Source organism: Sinorhizobium glycinis, from assembly GCF_001651865.1.
Taxonomy (GTDB): domain Bacteria; phylum Pseudomonadota; class Alphaproteobacteria; order Rhizobiales; family Rhizobiaceae; genus Sinorhizobium; species Sinorhizobium glycinis.
Window position 1 is genome coordinate 205,715 of the sequence record NZ_LPUX01000068.1, and the last position, 14,803, is coordinate 220,517.

The 14,803-nt window shown below is 61.7% G+C and carries 11 protein-coding genes and 1 pseudogene; 2 read left to right on the top strand and 10 right to left on the bottom strand.

The features are described from left to right. The 6 genes from AU381_RS27410 to AU381_RS27435 all read right to left on the bottom strand — a co-directional run bounded on the left by AU381_RS27410 (position 1) and on the right by AU381_RS27435 (position 8,053). Positions 1 to 327: a hypothetical protein gene (locus AU381_RS27410; RefSeq protein WP_064244734.1), complete on the bottom strand. Its 327-nt coding sequence runs from the start codon at positions 325 to 327 to the stop codon at positions 1 to 3. A gap of 65 nt (positions 328 to 392) precedes the next feature. Further along, complete coding sequence (locus AU381_RS27415; RefSeq protein WP_064244799.1) at positions 393 to 797, bottom strand: hypothetical protein; 405 nt, start codon at positions 795 to 797, stop codon at positions 393 to 395. Positions 798 to 825: 28 nt separating this feature from the next. Next, on the bottom strand, positions 826 to 3,924 hold the full coding sequence (locus AU381_RS27420; RefSeq protein WP_064244735.1) for an efflux RND transporter permease subunit: 3,099 nt from the start codon (positions 3,922 to 3,924) through the stop codon (positions 826 to 828). Positions 3,925 to 3,949: 25 nt separating this feature from the next. After that, positions 3,950 to 5,518, bottom strand: coding sequence for an FAD-dependent monooxygenase (locus tag AU381_RS27425; protein ID WP_064244736.1), 1,569 nt, complete (start codon positions 5,516 to 5,518; stop codon positions 3,950 to 3,952). Beyond that, on the bottom strand, positions 5,515 to 6,654 hold the full coding sequence (locus AU381_RS27430; RefSeq protein ID WP_064244737.1) for an efflux RND transporter periplasmic adaptor subunit: 1,140 nt from the start codon (positions 6,652 to 6,654) through the stop codon (positions 5,515 to 5,517). The genes AU381_RS27425 and AU381_RS27430 overlap by 4 nt, the downstream gene beginning before the upstream one ends. Before the next feature lie 703 nt (positions 6,655 to 7,357). Next, on the bottom strand, positions 7,358 to 8,053 hold the full coding sequence (locus AU381_RS27435; RefSeq protein ID WP_199275328.1) for a glutathione S-transferase family protein: 696 nt from the start codon (positions 8,051 to 8,053) through the stop codon (positions 7,358 to 7,360). A 379-nt stretch (positions 8,054 to 8,432) separates the two neighbouring features. On the opposite strand from AU381_RS27435, the gene AU381_RS27440 reads away from it, so the two are divergent. After that, positions 8,433 to 9,467: an AraC family transcriptional regulator gene (locus tag AU381_RS27440; RefSeq protein ID WP_064244738.1), complete on the top strand. Its 1,035-nt coding sequence runs from the start codon at positions 8,433 to 8,435 to the stop codon at positions 9,465 to 9,467. 68 nt (positions 9,468 to 9,535) lie between these two features. Here AU381_RS27440 and AU381_RS27445 read toward each other — a convergent pair whose 3' ends face one another. Further along, positions 9,536 to 9,991 (bottom strand): Rrf2 family transcriptional regulator, encoded by a 456-nt coding sequence (locus tag AU381_RS27445; protein ID WP_064244739.1) that lies wholly within the window; start codon positions 9,989 to 9,991, stop codon positions 9,536 to 9,538. Positions 9,992 to 10,077: 86 nt separating this feature from the next. On the opposite strand from AU381_RS27445, the gene AU381_RS27450 reads away from it, so the two are divergent. Beyond that, complete coding sequence (locus tag AU381_RS27450; RefSeq protein ID WP_064244740.1) at positions 10,078 to 10,857, top strand: class I SAM-dependent methyltransferase; 780 nt, start codon at positions 10,078 to 10,080, stop codon at positions 10,855 to 10,857. A gap of 275 nt (positions 10,858 to 11,132) precedes the next feature. Here the strand turns inward: AU381_RS27450 and AU381_RS27455 are convergent, their stop codons facing one another. The 3 genes and pseudogenes from AU381_RS27455 to AU381_RS27465 form a co-directional block, all read right to left on the bottom strand. Continuing rightward, a complete protein-coding gene (locus tag AU381_RS27455; RefSeq protein ID WP_064244741.1) occupies positions 11,133 to 12,341 on the bottom strand; it encodes an MFS transporter in 1,209 nt (402 codons plus the stop codon). 59 nt (positions 12,342 to 12,400) lie between these two features. After that, on the bottom strand, positions 12,401 to 13,381 hold the full coding sequence (locus AU381_RS27460) for an AraC family transcriptional regulator (RefSeq protein WP_064244742.1): 981 nt from the start codon (positions 13,379 to 13,381) through the stop codon (positions 12,401 to 12,403). Between the two features lie 476 nt (positions 13,382 to 13,857). Beyond that, positions 13,858 to 14,491 (bottom strand): annotated as a pseudogene (locus tag AU381_RS27465) (tyrosine-type recombinase/integrase). Positions 14,492 to 14,803 lie beyond the last annotated feature (312 nt).

Consider the following 14,803-nt stretch of genomic DNA (forward strand, 5'->3'; position numbering starts at 1 on the left):
TCAATCGAACACGACGACCACATAACTTCCGCGGTATGGTTGATAGTAGGCGCTGCCGCAGCGCCAGACACGGGCGCCGTTGACATATGTGCAGACGCAGCCGGCCGGGAGTGCCGCAACGGTGACGGCGGTGCGTCGGATCACGCGGCGCGTGGTGCGGCGGGCGACGCCGGCAACGCTTACCGGCGTCAAGGGTCGTCCGATGCGGGCTTCGGCGCTGCCTACGAAGGAAAAGGCGGGCGAGAACCCTGTCAGATCGATCAACGCAACTGTGAGCGCGATGGCGATCCCAAGCGCGCGGGAGGCATGAAGTTTCAGTGCAGTCATTGAAGTTATCCTTCTGGGTTGGCAGGTTTGCTTCCGGCAATGAATTCGCACGGGTTGAGCGCGGATCAGTGAGCGGGTACCTCCGATCGAATGGCGTTGAGAGCGCAAAGGTGGCCGAAGACGAAGAAGCCATGCAGGCTGGTCGTCACGTACCCTGCTGCAAGCGTTCCGGTCAGAGTGAAGAACTGCCAGAACAGGAAATTGGCGGTGCCGAGCAGCAGGTGCACCACGGCCCCGACGACGTGCCAACTGCGGGCGCTCTCCGCTCGCCACAGCATCACCCCGAGTATGAAGGCAAGACCATGGGCTTCGATGAAGCCTATTGCGGCACCTGGCACCCCGTCCAGGAGCAGCGCTTCCGGCCCTCTTGCGAAAAAGGAACCCGCAATGTCGACCGCCAGACCGCCGGTCGAAGCGATGAGCAGGAAAGCCGCGTCGAAGCGCAGGACGAAATGTCTGTAGGCAAGCATGTTCATGTTCCTTCGAAGTGCGTTTCACTCAGTAAGCCGAGATCGGCATGGGCGCCGGCTGTTCGATGGCCCCACGCGATTCCGATGGCTGCGGCGCCTTGATCCGGAACCAGGCGACGTAAAGCGTCGGCAGGAAAACCAGGGTGAGCAGCGTCGCCACCACCAGGCCGCCCATGACCGCGTAGGCCATCGGACCCCAGAATACCGTCGGCGCGATCGGGATCATGCCGAGGATCGCCGCGGCGGCAGTCAGCAGGATCGGCCGCAGCCGGTGTTCCGTGGCGCTGATCACCGCCGACCACGGCTCCTCGCCATCGGCGATGTGCTGGTCGATCTGGGCGATCAGGATCACCGAGTTGCGGATCACCATGCCGATCAAGCTCATCACCCCGAGGATCGCGACGAAGCCCATCGGAGCCCCGGAGAGAAGCAGTGCCGCGGCAACGCCGATGAGGGAGAGCGGTGCCGTCGTGAACACGAGCACGAGGCGTTGGAAGCTCTTGAGCTGAACCATCAGCACAGTGGTCATCAGCAGTAGCATCATCGGGAAGACCACGTAGATGCTGGCCTGCGCCTTGGCGCTGTCCTCCATCACGCCGCCGAGCGCAACATGGTAGCCATGCGGCAGCCGCCCTTCGAAGGCATTGATATCGGAGTCGAGTGCCTCAACGATGGCGGTCGGGTCACTGCCGGGCGTGACGTCGGCCTGGACGGTGACTGTGGGCACGCGGCCGCGGCGCCAGATCAGTGGCGGCTCCGTTGCGTAGGCGAGGGTGGCCACATGGGCGAGCGGGATGCGCCGCCCACCGGAGGCGGTGACGGTCAGGTTGCGAAGCGTGTCGAGCTTCGCCCTCTCCTCCGGCACGGCTCGCGCGACAACGTCGATCAGGTAGGTGCTGTCGCGCATCTGCGTGATCGTCGACCCGTTTAGTACCGCATTGATCGCTTCCGAAAGCTGCTGCGAACTGATCCCGAGCGCCCGCGCGCGGTCCTGGTCGACCTCGACCTTGATCACCTTGGCCGGCTCATTCCAGTCGTAGTTGATGTTGCGGACATGCGGGTTGGCACCGATGACCTGGGCAAACTCCTGCGCGTAGCTGCGCGCCGCGTCCATGTCGGGTCCGGATACGCGGAACTTCAGCGGCCAGCCGACGGGAGGGCCCATTTCGAGCGGCGTCACGCGCGACATCACATCGTCGAAGTCTGCGGAGAGCGCCACCTCCAGCCGATCGATCACGCCCTGGCGAACGTCGGCCCCCTTGGTCACGACCACGGCCTGGGCGAAGAAGTCGTTCGCAAGTTGCGCGTCGAGAGGCAGATAGAACCGCACCGCGCCCTGACCGACATAGAAGGTCCAATGGTCGATGTCGGGATCCTTCTTCAGAATCTCTTCCACGCGGTCAACGACGTGGCGCGTCGCGTCGATGGAGGCGGTGCGGGGCAGGGTAAGATCGACCATGACTTCCGGCCTGTCGGACTTCGGGAAGAATTCCTGCGGCACGTAGTTCATCGCCACCACTGCAAGTCCGAAGAGGCCGGCCGTGGCACCGATCACGATCCACTTGGCCCGCATCGACTGCTCCAGCACGCGACGGAACCAGCGGAGCATGCGTGAGCTTTCGTGAGCGCCATGCGTCGCGATGCGCTCCGGCAGGAGGGCGACGCCGGTAAGCGGCGTAAAGAGCACGGCGACAACCCATGAGACGATCAGCGCGATGCCCACGACGGCAAAGAGCGAGAAGCAGTACTCGCCGGCGCCGCTCTTGGCGAAACCCACAGGTACGAAGCCGGCAATCGTCACTAGAGTGCCCGTCAGCATCGGGAACGCTGTCGATGTATAGGCGTAGGTGGCGGCGGATACGCGGTCGTAGCCTTCCTCCATCTTGGAGATCATCATCTCGACCGCGATCATCGCGTCGTCGACGAGAAGACCCAATGCGATGATCAGGGCGCCGAGCGAAATGCGCTGCAGCGAAATGCCGAAGTAATCCATCAGCACGAAGGTGATCGCCAGCACCAGGGGAATGGCGACCGCCACGACGATGCCCGGCCGCCAACCAAGGGCGAGGAAGGAGACAGCAAGCACGATCGCCACCGCCTCGGCGAGGCTCTTGGTGAACTCGCCAACGGATTCCTCGACGATGCGCGACTGATCAGCAGCCAGCGAAAGCTCGACACCGAGCGGCAGGTCGCGCCGCAAATCCTCGGCCTGTTCCTTTATCTGCTCGCCCAGCGCGAGCGCGTCGCCGCCCAGCTTCATCGAGATGGCGATGCCGATCGCCGGCTGTCCGTTGAAGCGGAAAAGCGGCTGCGGCGGGTCGGAATAGGTGCGCTTGACTTCCGCGACATCTCCGAGACGGAAATACTTGCCGTCGGCATAGAGATTAATCGCCTTCAGGCTCTCTTCCGAGGTGAACTCGCCGGAAACGCGGATCGCAATGCGTTCCGGCCCGGCATCGACGGTGCCGCTCGGTGTCAGTGCATTCTGCGCCTGCAGCGCCTGCGAGATGGTGCCGACGTCGAGGCCAAGCGCCGCCACCTTCTGCGTCGAGAACTCCAGATAAATTTTCTCGTCCTGCTGGCCGATCAGATCGACCTTGGCGACGTCAGGCACTTCCAGGATATCCGCCCTGAGGGCGAGCGCCAGGTCTTTCTGCTCGCGATGCGATAGGCCGTCCGCGGTCAGCGCATAGATCAGCGAATAGGTGTCGCCGAACTCGTCATTGTAATAAGGACCCATCACGCCGGAGGGTAGCGTTGACTTGATGTCGTCCATCTTCTTGCGGACCTGGTACCAGAGAGGCTGCACCTCGGCCGCCGGCACCGTGTCCTTGAGGTTGACGAAGACGACAGATTCGCCAGGCTTGGTGTAGCTCTTGACGTAGTCGAGGTTCTGTAGCTCCTCCAGCTTCTTCTCGATGCGGTCGGTGATCTGTGCGACGGTGTCGACCGCGGTGGCGCCCGGCCACAGCGTCTTCACAACCATCGTCTTGATGGTGAAGGCCGGGTCTTCTTCCCGGCCAAGCGTCGAATAGGCCCAGAGGCCGGCAAGTGCGGCCAAGACCATCAAATAGACGACGATGCTCTTGTGGCGCAGCGCCCAGTCGGAAAGGTTGAACCTCGTCATGATAATCCTCCCTCGGTAATCAGGGCTAGACGGCAGTCAGTGTGCTCGACCGTTCGACGGCCCGGTGTTCGATGGGTCTCGGCTTGATTGCAAAGGTCTCGATGAAGCGCTCGAAGACGGTTGCGTCCTGCCCGGCGACGATCGCGACGTGACCATCCGGCCGCACGAGATAGACCGTGTTCCTGACCAAGCCGGCCCGCGCCGCCGCGGTGCTCCAGTCGAAATGGTGAAGCGGGATGCCGGCAAGCGAACTGGCTACCCTGAACTCCGGTTCGATTTCGCCATAAACGTGGACCTGCCAGTCGAGCGTGGCGAGGCTGGCGTGGTTGTCGCTTTCTCCAACCGGCACCCATGGCAGCCGATCACCGCCCTGGACAGCACCGGCGCGGCCGGAACTCAAAGCGCTCTTCCGATAGCTGATCCCGGTCTGCGAGATGAGCGCAAAGAAGGCACGGGCGCCGATCTTCGTGCGGGTGATCGCCGAGATCACCTTTGCCATTGCGTAGCGCCGCCATAGGCCAAGGAGCCAGGAGCGGCCCGATACGAGTTTGAAGGCCTGGTCGGTGCTCTTGATCAGCACGCGGGCAAAGGCGAGCCGTTCTGTCTCGTAGGTGTCGAGCAGAGAGGCGGCGGCGCGGCCCTGCACCACGGCGGCGAGTTTCCAGGCGAGGTTGACGGCATCACCGATGCCGGTGTTCATCCCCTGGCCGCCGGCAGGGCTATGGATGTGGCCGGCATCTCCGAGCAGGAAAGCGCGGCCAACGCGGAACCGGTCGGCGACGCGATGGTGCACGCGATAGGTCGAGAACCAGTTGAGTGCCTTGATGGCAATGCCGGTGTTGCGCTCAATTTCGGGGCGAATGGCTTCAAAAGTAATGACAGGGTCGCGTTCATGCGCCTCCGGGACCACGCCGATCAGCCTGAGACTGCCGGTCTGTCGCACCGGCATGATCAGGGCGAAGCCGTAGCTGCCGAGGCAGACGTCCATGCCGTTCTGCGTTACCTCCCCGTCGCCGTCGACATCGGCGACATAGAAGGACTGGTCGTAGGTGCCGCCGGGAAAGCCGATGCCGAGCGAATAGCGGACCGTGCTGCGCGCGCCGTCGCAGCCGCAGATGTAGCGGGTCCTGAAGGCCTTCTTGACCCCCTCGCGACTAGTCGTGACGGTCACGCCGCCGTCCTCTTCCTCGAATGCGACGAGCTCGGTTTGCCGCTCGATAAGGACACCGGCTTCCTCGAGGTGAGCTACGAGCACGCGCTCGTGGATGTCCTGCGGCAGTGCGAAGGCATAGGAATAGCGGCTGACGCCTTCGCCGAATCTGCTCAAGGGGATGATGGCGCTCACCTTCTCAGGCGTGCGGGCGGTCAATTGCTCCAGACGGATGCCGGCCTCGAGCACGTCATCGACAACGCCGATCTGCCGGTGAAATTCCAGCGTCCGAGCCTGCACGGCAAGGGCGCGCGACGTTTCGCCGGGCGCGGCCGACTTGTCGATGATGCGGATGTCGACGCCCAGGCGAACGAGCCATAGGGCGAGCGTCAGGCCTGTCGGCCCGGCGCCGACGATCAGGACTTCAGTATCGAGAGCGTTCATTTCCCATCTCCTTCGATGCGGACTTTCTGCCGGTCACGCAGCCGGTTGACACCGGCCGTGACGACAATGTCTCCCTTGGTCAGACCGTCGCTGACAACGACGCGGTCGGTCTCGTAGTGGCCAACGACGATCGGCTTCAGCGCGACGGTGTCGTCTGCGCTTACGACCCACACTGCCGGCTCGCCACGCAGATCGAACAGCGCACTGCCGGGAATGGTGACGACCGGATCGCCCGTGCGCTCCACCCGTCCGGCCACGCTGGCGCCGAACCGCATCGCCTCGGGCGCATTTTGCAGCGCTACCTTGACCTGATAGGTGCGCGTCGCCGCGTCCGCCATAGGCGCGACTTCGCGAACGAAGCCGAGTGTGGCAATGGACGAATTGCTGAGCAGCGAGATGCTGACCCGAGCACCGGCCCTCTCGGCCGGGTGTGCCGCGAACATCGCCTCGGCAATCGAGAAGACGGCATCCTTGTTGGCCGGATCGGCGACCCGTGCCACCATCTGCCCGACATTGACGACCTGGCCCTCCTCGGCGCCAACGGTGGTGACGATGCCGTCGAAATCGGCCCGGAGTTCGGTATAGGCGAGCTGATCCCTGGCCATGTCGAAGGCTGCCTTCATCGCCTCCAGCTTGGCGACGGTCGAACGCAGGTTTTTCAAGGCAGCATCGTGATTGGCGCGCGTCGTGTATCCTTGTTCCAGCAGTTTCCTGATTCGGACCTCGCTCGCGCGCGCTTCAACGACGGCGGCCTCTGCCGCCTGCTGGTCTGCCTTGGCGCTTCTCAGGCGATTGCGGTAGTCCTGATCGTCGAGGCGGGCGAGGACGTCGCCCTTCCTGACCGTCATCCCGACATCCACCAGCCGCGACACGAGCTTGCCGGATACGCGGAAGGCGAATTCGCTCTCGCTTCGTGGGCGGATTTCGCCAACGGCGCTGTGGTGGGTGGGCATTGCCTTTGGTTCGATAGTGAGCGTCTTGACAACGCGTATCTCGCGCCCGCGATCGGCGCTCGGAACTACCCCGCCGTCGCTGCTGCTTGCCGTGGACCAGCCAACGAAGCCCGCCGAGGCAAGGCCAAGCGCAACGGTGGAAAGGACCAGTGAACGGCGGCTTGTGGTGAGGTTATTCGGCATGTTCGAACCCCCAAAGAGAGACTGTCGCCGGTCATTGCCCTTCCGGCGTTACAACCTAAGTGATCTGATTACTGAAGCGCCCTGTGCACCTCGCAGCATCAGTTATCGCCGGAAGAGAGGACCAAAATCCCGATCGGATTCTGAAAAAAATCTGATGTCTTCATGAATGGCATCAGGAGGGCGGTTACAACGGGAATGCCAATAAGCGCGCCTGGCAGCGAAGGCACTGGTCGGCAGAGTGAACGCATTAGGTCCGCACCAAAGCGCAGAGCGGTCGTTTGCAGAAGATAGTTGATTGACCGTTCAGGGCTCAACCGCGCCGATCGCTGCGGGCAAACTGCACGGCCGAAAAGCGGGCTTTTCGGACGCTTGTGGACATCACGTCGAACGTCGTGAGTGGGGCCGACTGCTGACTGTCCGCTGTCAGGTAAACTTGAGGGAGTGCGGCCATTCACACGGGAAAGGCTGACGGTATGCTCCGACTCCGGGTCGCCGCTCGCGTGTGCAGCTTCAAACCCTCCACGTGTCAACGGCCGGAGTAAATCCAGAGCCACTTGAGGCGCACGCATGCGGTTGCCCGGAGGAGTAGCTCAAGCGGGGTCTCATGCGTGCGGCGCGGTATTGCCGGATATTTCAGCCTGCCTCCCGGGCGCAGCTATGCTGGAGACGGTATTCTCCGAACCCGGGCGTGAAGGCGACATGCCTATGCGGCACGGGCCGCAGCTTGCGCTATCAATTCCTCGTCCTTGGCCACGCCTCGCTTGAAAGCGTCCCTGTTCACCAGTTTTCCGATATAGTCGAGAAACGCCTGACGCGGAGGTAGGGTCTGGAGGCCGAGGCCCCAGCCGATATGCGAGCCGATATAGATGTCCGCAGCTGTGAACCGGTCGCCTGCGATGAAAGGATGCGCCTGGACCGCGCGTTCCAGTTCATCCAGCGTTCGCTTATAGCTGCCGTAGCCGAAGAAGAACTCCTGCTCCGGCGCTGGCACGAATTTGGCGCGGTGATTGGTGACGGCCTGTTCGATCGGACCGGCGGCGAAGAACATCCAGCGATAATAATCGGCACGCTCTTCCGGGGTAGGCGCCAGACCGGCTTGCGGAAAGGTTTCTGCGAGATAGGCGATGATTGCGCCGCTTTCGGCCACGGCGTGGCCGTCATGCACGATCGCAGGCACCTTGCCCATGGGATTGACCTGCGTGAAGAAGCGGACCCGCTCGTCATTGGGATCGCCAGACACCGGTCGTTCAAGAGCCGCCCCGCCCCACTCGTCGAATGCGCTGGCCTTCTGGTAATCGATGACCACCGTCTCGTAGGGCTGGCCGATTTCCTCCAGCATCCAGCGTACAATGCGGCCGCGGGAATTGGGATTGGTGTAAAATGTGAGCGTCACGTTCAAATCTCCTGATTGATGGCTGTTGTTATCTGGATCGGCTCCCTTGCTTGCGATGTTGCAGGGCTGCCGGGTCGAAATTTCGCTATTGCCGGGTGCAGGGTTCAACATCGGCACCACAGGAGCAGAAGATAAGGACAGAACGCAGTGCGCGCACTAGCAGACGGCGCCAACAGACTTGCGAAAAGCGCCAAGATCGCTACCGTATACGCCCGACAGTATGTAAGCACTTGCCCCGTCCGTACGCCGGGCGCTAGGCCCGAGATGTGCATTGCGCAATTGCCGCGGTGCGATTTGCCCGATGGCATTATGCCCCCGCAGGGCAAGACGTGCCGTGGGCCATTCCGCCACCTGCGATCTCCAACTGGAGTAAAGAGAGATAGCCATGACCAAAGTGCCTTCTGACCGATGCAAATTGCCGAGGCCATTCTGGCAGTCGCTGGAACAACTGGGACTGCGGCCTTCAGCGGTCCTGCGACATGCCAGGCTTCCTGCGACGCTTCATCTCGACAATTCCGCGGTCATCAGCACGACGCAGTTTTTCGCAATCTGGAATGCCATAGAGGCGCTCTCCCAGGACCCCGCCTTCAGCATCAGGATGGTGAGCGAGACCAGCACCGCCAATCACAAGCTTGCATTTCTGGTGGCGTCCTACGCTGTCGACTTTCGGGACGGTATGGCGCGGATGGCCCGCTTCAACCGCCTGTGCAGCCCTGACCGCCTTTGTTTCGAGGAGCGCGACGGCAAAGTGTCCGTGACGATCGAGTGGCCTGCGGGCACCGAACCGGAGCCGCCCCTGTCGGTGGACGCAAGCTTTGCTCTTTTGCTGGAACTCGGCCGACGCGGCACTGGCCGTCACCTGCGGCCAATCTCGGTGGAACTGCGGCGGCCAAATCCCGGAACGGACAAGCACGGCATTTTCTTCGACTGTCCGATCCATTTCGGGGCGAGACGTGATCGCATGGTGCTGAATGCGCCGGACCTCGACCTGCCATTTCCTGGGCACAACCCCGAACTGCTCCTGATGCTAACCCCCGCGCTGGCAACCGCAGTGCGTGAGATTGAGGCGCAGGCCACACTCGGTGAGCTGGTAAAAGGCGCTTTGAAGCGCGCCATGGCCAGTGGGCGCCCGGATGTTGGAGCCGTGGCGCACGAACTGGGGCTGAGCGAGCGCACCCTCCAGCGGCGTATTACCGCGGAAGGCACGACATTCCGTGCTCTTCTGACCGAAGCCAGACAGGAACTCGGTTCCCAGCTTCTCTCCGATCCCTCGATTGACATAGAGGAAGTGGCCTTCCTGCTCGGATACCAGGACACCAATTCGTTCTATCGCGCGTTCCGTGAGTGGGAAAACATGACGCCCGGCCACTGGCGTCGGATCATGTCCCCATCGACAATGGCTGTTTCGGACGGCAGTTAAGCAGAGATCAACGGCCGGGTTTGGACGCGTTGCGGACCGCCTAAAATGTATCCCGTCTGCTAGTATGCTTAGGTTTGCTTCGGCGCCCGCGCCTCAATCGCCCCAGTACAACGCACGTCGAAGCGTTTGGCGAGTTCCGCCAGGCTGACCTCCCCGAGACGGCCGATCAACAATGCCTCAGCCTCACGCATGGCGCCTTCGACCGCCTCGTTGACGACCTTCTCGATGGCGCAGTCGGGGCTGGCATGCTCGCTACCGATGGCGAAGATGCGCGGACCTCCCACTGCCCGATGAACATCGAGCAGCGACACTTTCGTCAGGTCCATGGCGATCGACCAACCGCCGCCGTGCCCTTTCTCCGATCGCACATAACCCGCTTTACGCAGGCCTGCCATCGTACGGCGGACGACCACCGGGTTGGTCCCAAGCATGCGCGCGACCACCTCGGACGTCATAGGTCCATCGTGACGTGCCATGTGGAGCAACACATGGAGCATGCGGGAAAGACGGCTGTCGTTGCGCACGGTTTCATCCTTTGCAAGGTGGAGTGGATTGGCAGCATCGGCAACTCACGTTACATTAAATGTTACATGATTCGTAGAGGCGTGACATGCGTGAATTTGAGAACCCCGATCATTGGGATACTGCCGCTCGGCACTACGAGAAGTCCGCGCACCCCTTCACTGCGCGCTATGCCGAAGCGGCGTTGGCACGCGTGCCGCTGACCTCGGAGGCTCGAGTCCTGGATGTCGCGGCCGGCACTGGCGCATTGGCATTGGCTGCGGCGCGCACGGGCGCTCAGGTGCTCGCGACCGACTTCTCGCCCGGCATGGTCACCCGCATCGCGGCTGCCCGACTGCCCAATGTGGAGGCGCGCGTCATGGATGGGCAGAAGCTCGACCTTCCTGACGCCGGTTTCGACGCAGTCTTCTCGATATTCGGCGTGATCATGTTCCCCGACTGGCGCAAGGGCCTCGCCGAGATGGCGCGAGTGACTCGTCCGGGTGGATATGGTGTGGTCGCAACCTGGCAGAGCCGTGGCGCGGCGACGTTTCTGCTGCTGACCCAGATCCGCCAGACGCTGTTTCCTGACCTTCAGAGCGTGGCGATGCCGGAAGCCGTCCAGGCGCTAAACGATCCGAAGGATTTCGCGCAGGAACTGATCGATGCAGGCTATCGGGATCCGCAGATCGATCAAGTAATATATGAATATGAACTTGAGGTCACGACACTCAACGAGCCCGACACATTGTTTGGCATGTCTCCGGATTGGACTAGCCTTTCCGATCAGGAGAAAGCGGCAGTCGTCGCCGAGGTACGCAGAATTGCTGCCGATCGAGCGGTTCTGCCGATACCATCTACCGCACTGATCGGTGTCGCGCGCCGCTGAACATTTTGCGGCGGCGGCTGAACGGATGACTGCTTTCAAGATGGTGGCGAGTCGTCCTGAATAACGTATTTGAGGCGGAAACTTGCCGCGCCGTTCGTGAGCGCCGATCTGCAGCGCCCCTCAATCCAGATTGTTGTGATTGCGGTCATGGGCGATCGGTCGATGCTCCTCGCCGCAACGAGAAAGCATCGCCATGTCCCGGATTTAGCCTCACCCGGCCTCCCGGACACCTGAGATCTCGCCTCTTCTGCTCACCTTCGCTGGGGCCCTAAGAGTCACCTGCGGGGCTGCAGCAACGCCAGGACGATGGTCGATGCCGCCAAGACGGCGGTAATGATCAACGGCCCGGAAGCGCCATGGTGATCGACGATGTAGCCGCCGAACACCGCACCCATGCTGATGGCGACCTGGAACGAAACGACCATCAAGCTGCCAGCAGCCTCCAAGGCATTCCCTGCGCCCCGGGACAAGTTAGTAGGCAATACCACCGGAGCCATCCCAAAAGCTAAACCCCAAAGTGTAACCAGGGCAAACGCGATGCCGCTATGTGCACCCCAGAGTACGAGAGCAAGCGCCGCAAACGCCATCAATACGCCGGTGACAGCGAGTGCCATGCGGATATTGGCGTCTGCCAGTCGGCCGCCGGCGACATTGCCGATCACAGCGGCGATGCCAAACCCGAGGAGCGCCAAGGCAATCGGCCCCGTGCCAAGGAGCGTCACTTGTTCGAGGAAGGGTCGCACGTAGACCGAGCCGGCAAAATGTCCGGTCATCAGCAAGAGGATGGCAAGCATTCCGAGCTGAACAGTGCGCCGTTTCGTCAGCCGGAAGACGTCAGAAAGACTGTTGCTTGCGCTTGCGGGTAGTGTCGGCAAGCTGAGTATCTGCAGCAGCATCGCAACCGCTGCGAGCCCTGCCGTCATGCCTGTGGCGGCACGCCAGCCGAGCCAATCGCTGATCAAAGCACCCATCGATGGTGCCGCGATGGTGGCAAGAGAGACGCCGAGAGTGACTATAGCCATGCCCCGACCTGTCGCATTGGTTCCAACCAATCTCGCCACGACGGCAACTGAAAGCGCCCAGAAACCACTTAGCGCCACGCCCAGCCCGGCTCGGCCCAACAACAATAGCCAAAAATCGGTCGCGAGCGCGGCCAGAAGATTGGAGCCGATAGCCAAGGCACTTAGGCCAACCAGGACAGTCTTCCGGTTCAGTTTGCCGATGAGAACATTGCTCAACAAGGCCGTCACCGCGCCAACAGACGCGGTGGCGGTGACAACCTGACCGGCGGTTCCCTCGCTGATGCCAAGGTCACGCGCCATTGGCGTCAACAGGCCTGCCGGCAGGAATTCAGCTGACACCAGCGCAAAGCTTGCGGCTGCCATTGAAATGACGGCAAGCCAGGTAGTGGGGCTCCATGCACTCGGAACGGCAGAATCGAGGCCAATCGCGGGGCCGTCAAGCTGTGATGTTGTGTCCGTCATTGAAGTACCTCCAAGGTTTGGAGGTCTTCATAGCGGAGTCTTTCAGGATAAAATGTACCCTAAAGTCCGAATTCTATGACCGTTCGTCCGGAAATGGTGCGGCGCACAACGCCAGGTGAAACGCTGGTAATGCGCTTGAAGGCGCGAGCGAAAGAAGCTTCAGATTCATAGCCCAGTTGAGAAGCGACCTCGGCAACCGACATGTTTTGACCGAGTAGCTCTCGTGCAAGCTGCATGCGCAGACGGGCGAGATAGCGTGCCGCGCCTTCTCCCAAAATGGCGCTGAAGCGTTCCGCGAAGATCGAGCGCGATTGACCTGCCACGCCAGCAAGGGTCTCAAGCGTCCAGTCATGGCCGGGATCTCGGTGCATGGCTGCCAGCGCACGACCGATATGAGGATCACGGATCGCGGCGAGCCAGCCGCTGGTCGAGGCTCCGCTGCAATTGACCCAGCAGCGAATAAGCCGCGCGACGAGGACGTCCGCCATGCGTGACAAGACCGTGGCGCTGCCTATCTGGGGCTGCGACGCCTCTGCCGTCATGGCGGCGAGGAGGGGGCCGACGATCGGATCATTGCCAGCAACATCACAGCCCTTGATGATCGGTGGCATCAGAGCGATCAAAGGGTTGAGGGCATTCGCACCCAAAGCCATGGAACCGCAGAACAGGGTGCTCGTCGCTCCTGTTCCTTCATGCACCACTTCGCAGACATTGCCCCCCAACTTGGTGACGTGACAGCTCTTAAGCGAGTCCCCGACAACATCAGGCTTGCTGGCCAGTCGGTGTTCGGCACCTTGTGGCAACAACACCAGATCGCCGTCTTGTAACTCCTGCCATCCCTGGGCTTCGGTATGGACCCAGCATGGCCCCTCACTGACGAAATGAAAGCGAAGCAGCTGTTGCTGCGGAAAGGCGATGCTCCATGGATGGCGTAGCTCACAACGGCCGTAGTTGACCCCACTTAGGCGAAAGTCCTGTAGAACTTCGCTTAGTGCGTCCGTAGGAATATGTGGCGGAGATTGGGATGAACGATCAAGCATTGGGCCAATTTATATGCCAGGCGTCCGGCATGCAAGTAAGGCATCTGTGCCATGGCCGCCTTCGGCGTCATCATTGGCAATGGGCAACTGACCCTTTTCCTTTGTGGAAGTCCAATGTCTCGGCCTAGCTGACGCCCGGACGTACCCGTGCGTTTTGGCCGCATGGGGAGGCAGCGGGGAAGGCCGATGGCACGTACCCTCCGTCAGAAGCCCTGCTCCCAACGGAACAAGAAGCCCACCAGGGCTCCATTCGGAAGGCAATGTCCGCCGTCCGGCAGATGCAACTCCGCGTTAGTTGAGTCGCTTATCCGACGCGAAGTCGGACACTAATGTCGATGCATCAAACGGCTCCTTCCGGGCAGCGGTGATAACTGCCTCTATGACCGATAAGGGGCGCCTAGCTACTCCCTCATTTCTCGTACGAGGGCCGCTCGCGCCGCGACGCACGGCCCCGCTCGGTGCGGAGCCGCTCAACGTCAAGTCTCTGTATGCTCCGCCAGTTCCAGCGCATCCTCGATGTCCACACCGAGGTACCTGACTGTATTCTCGATCTTGGTGTGCCCGAGCAGGATCTGAATCGCACGAAGATTGCCCGCCGCTTTGTAGATCATCGCGGCCTTCGTGCGTCGAAGCGAGTGTGTGCCATAGTCCTCGCGACGTAGCCCGATCGCCGTCACCCACTCATCGACCAATCGGGCATACTGGCGAGTGCTGAGATGGTCGGCATGATCGACTCGACTTGGAAAGGCATAGTCGTCAATTGTTCCGCCTCTCCGTTCAAGCCATGCGAGCAGGCTTGATCTGACTTCGGTCGTAATCTCGAACTGTACCGGACGACTGGTCTTCTGCTGGATAACCATCGCGCGGCTCCGGATTTCCTGACCGCTGACGAGGGTTCCGATCTTGATCTTAACCAGATCGCAGCCTCGTAGCTTACTATCGATCGCGAGATCGAACAGCGCTCGGTCTCGCATTGCGCCCCTCCCTATCGAGGAAGAAACGAATTGCCCAAATCTGGCGCTGCTTCAGGGGCTTCTTGACGCCGACTTTCCGGCCAGCGTTCCATGCCGGTCGGCCCAGCGCGGCAGGATCATATTGTGCGGTACCCATCTGAGTTCTCCTTCGGCCACCATTGGCCGTAAGGAAAACCCGTACGCGATGGGTTTCCGGAGGTGGGGGGCCGACTGCCGACCGTCCGCTGCTAGGAGGTGCAACACGAAAACCGGACACATGGCCGCCCGATGCCAAGGTCTGAAATTGGCCATGCCAAAGACGACCTTTAGCTCCGCTGCTCTCGACTGCGGTAGCGGGTCGAAGCGAGACTCGCGTCCGTCCTGGCGCATATGACGCTATCCGCGGGCTCTGGGCGACGCAACCGTTGCTAACGCCAGAGTGCTTATTGACGCGGAACGGCCATGGTAT

Coding starts and splice junctions, on each gene's coding strand:
- AU381_RS27440 (WP_064244738.1), top strand. CDS start 8,433: ATGACCAAAGTGCCTTCTGACCGATGCAAATTGCCGAGGCCATTCTGG.
- AU381_RS27425 (WP_064244736.1), bottom strand. CDS start 5,518: ATGAACGCTCTCGATACTGAAGTCCTGATCGTCGGCGCCGGGCCGACA.
- AU381_RS27410 (WP_064244734.1), bottom strand. CDS start 327: ATGACTGCACTGAAACTTCATGCCTCCCGCGCGCTTGGGATCGCCATC.
- AU381_RS27455 (WP_064244741.1), bottom strand. CDS start 12,341: ATGACGGACACAACATCACAGCTTGACGGCCCCGCGATTGGCCTCGAT.
- AU381_RS27415 (WP_064244799.1), bottom strand. CDS start 797: ATGCTTGCCTACAGACATTTCGTCCTGCGCTTCGACGCGGCTTTCCTG.
- AU381_RS27430 (WP_064244737.1), bottom strand. CDS start 6,654: ATGCCGAATAACCTCACCACAAGCCGCCGTTCACTGGTCCTTTCCACC.
- AU381_RS27450 (WP_064244740.1), top strand. CDS start 10,078: ATGCGTGAATTTGAGAACCCCGATCATTGGGATACTGCCGCTCGGCAC.
- AU381_RS27420 (WP_064244735.1), bottom strand. CDS start 3,924: ATGACGAGGTTCAACCTTTCCGACTGGGCGCTGCGCCACAAGAGCATC.
- AU381_RS27460 (WP_064244742.1), bottom strand. CDS start 13,381: ATGCTTGATCGTTCATCCCAATCTCCGCCACATATTCCTACGGACGCA.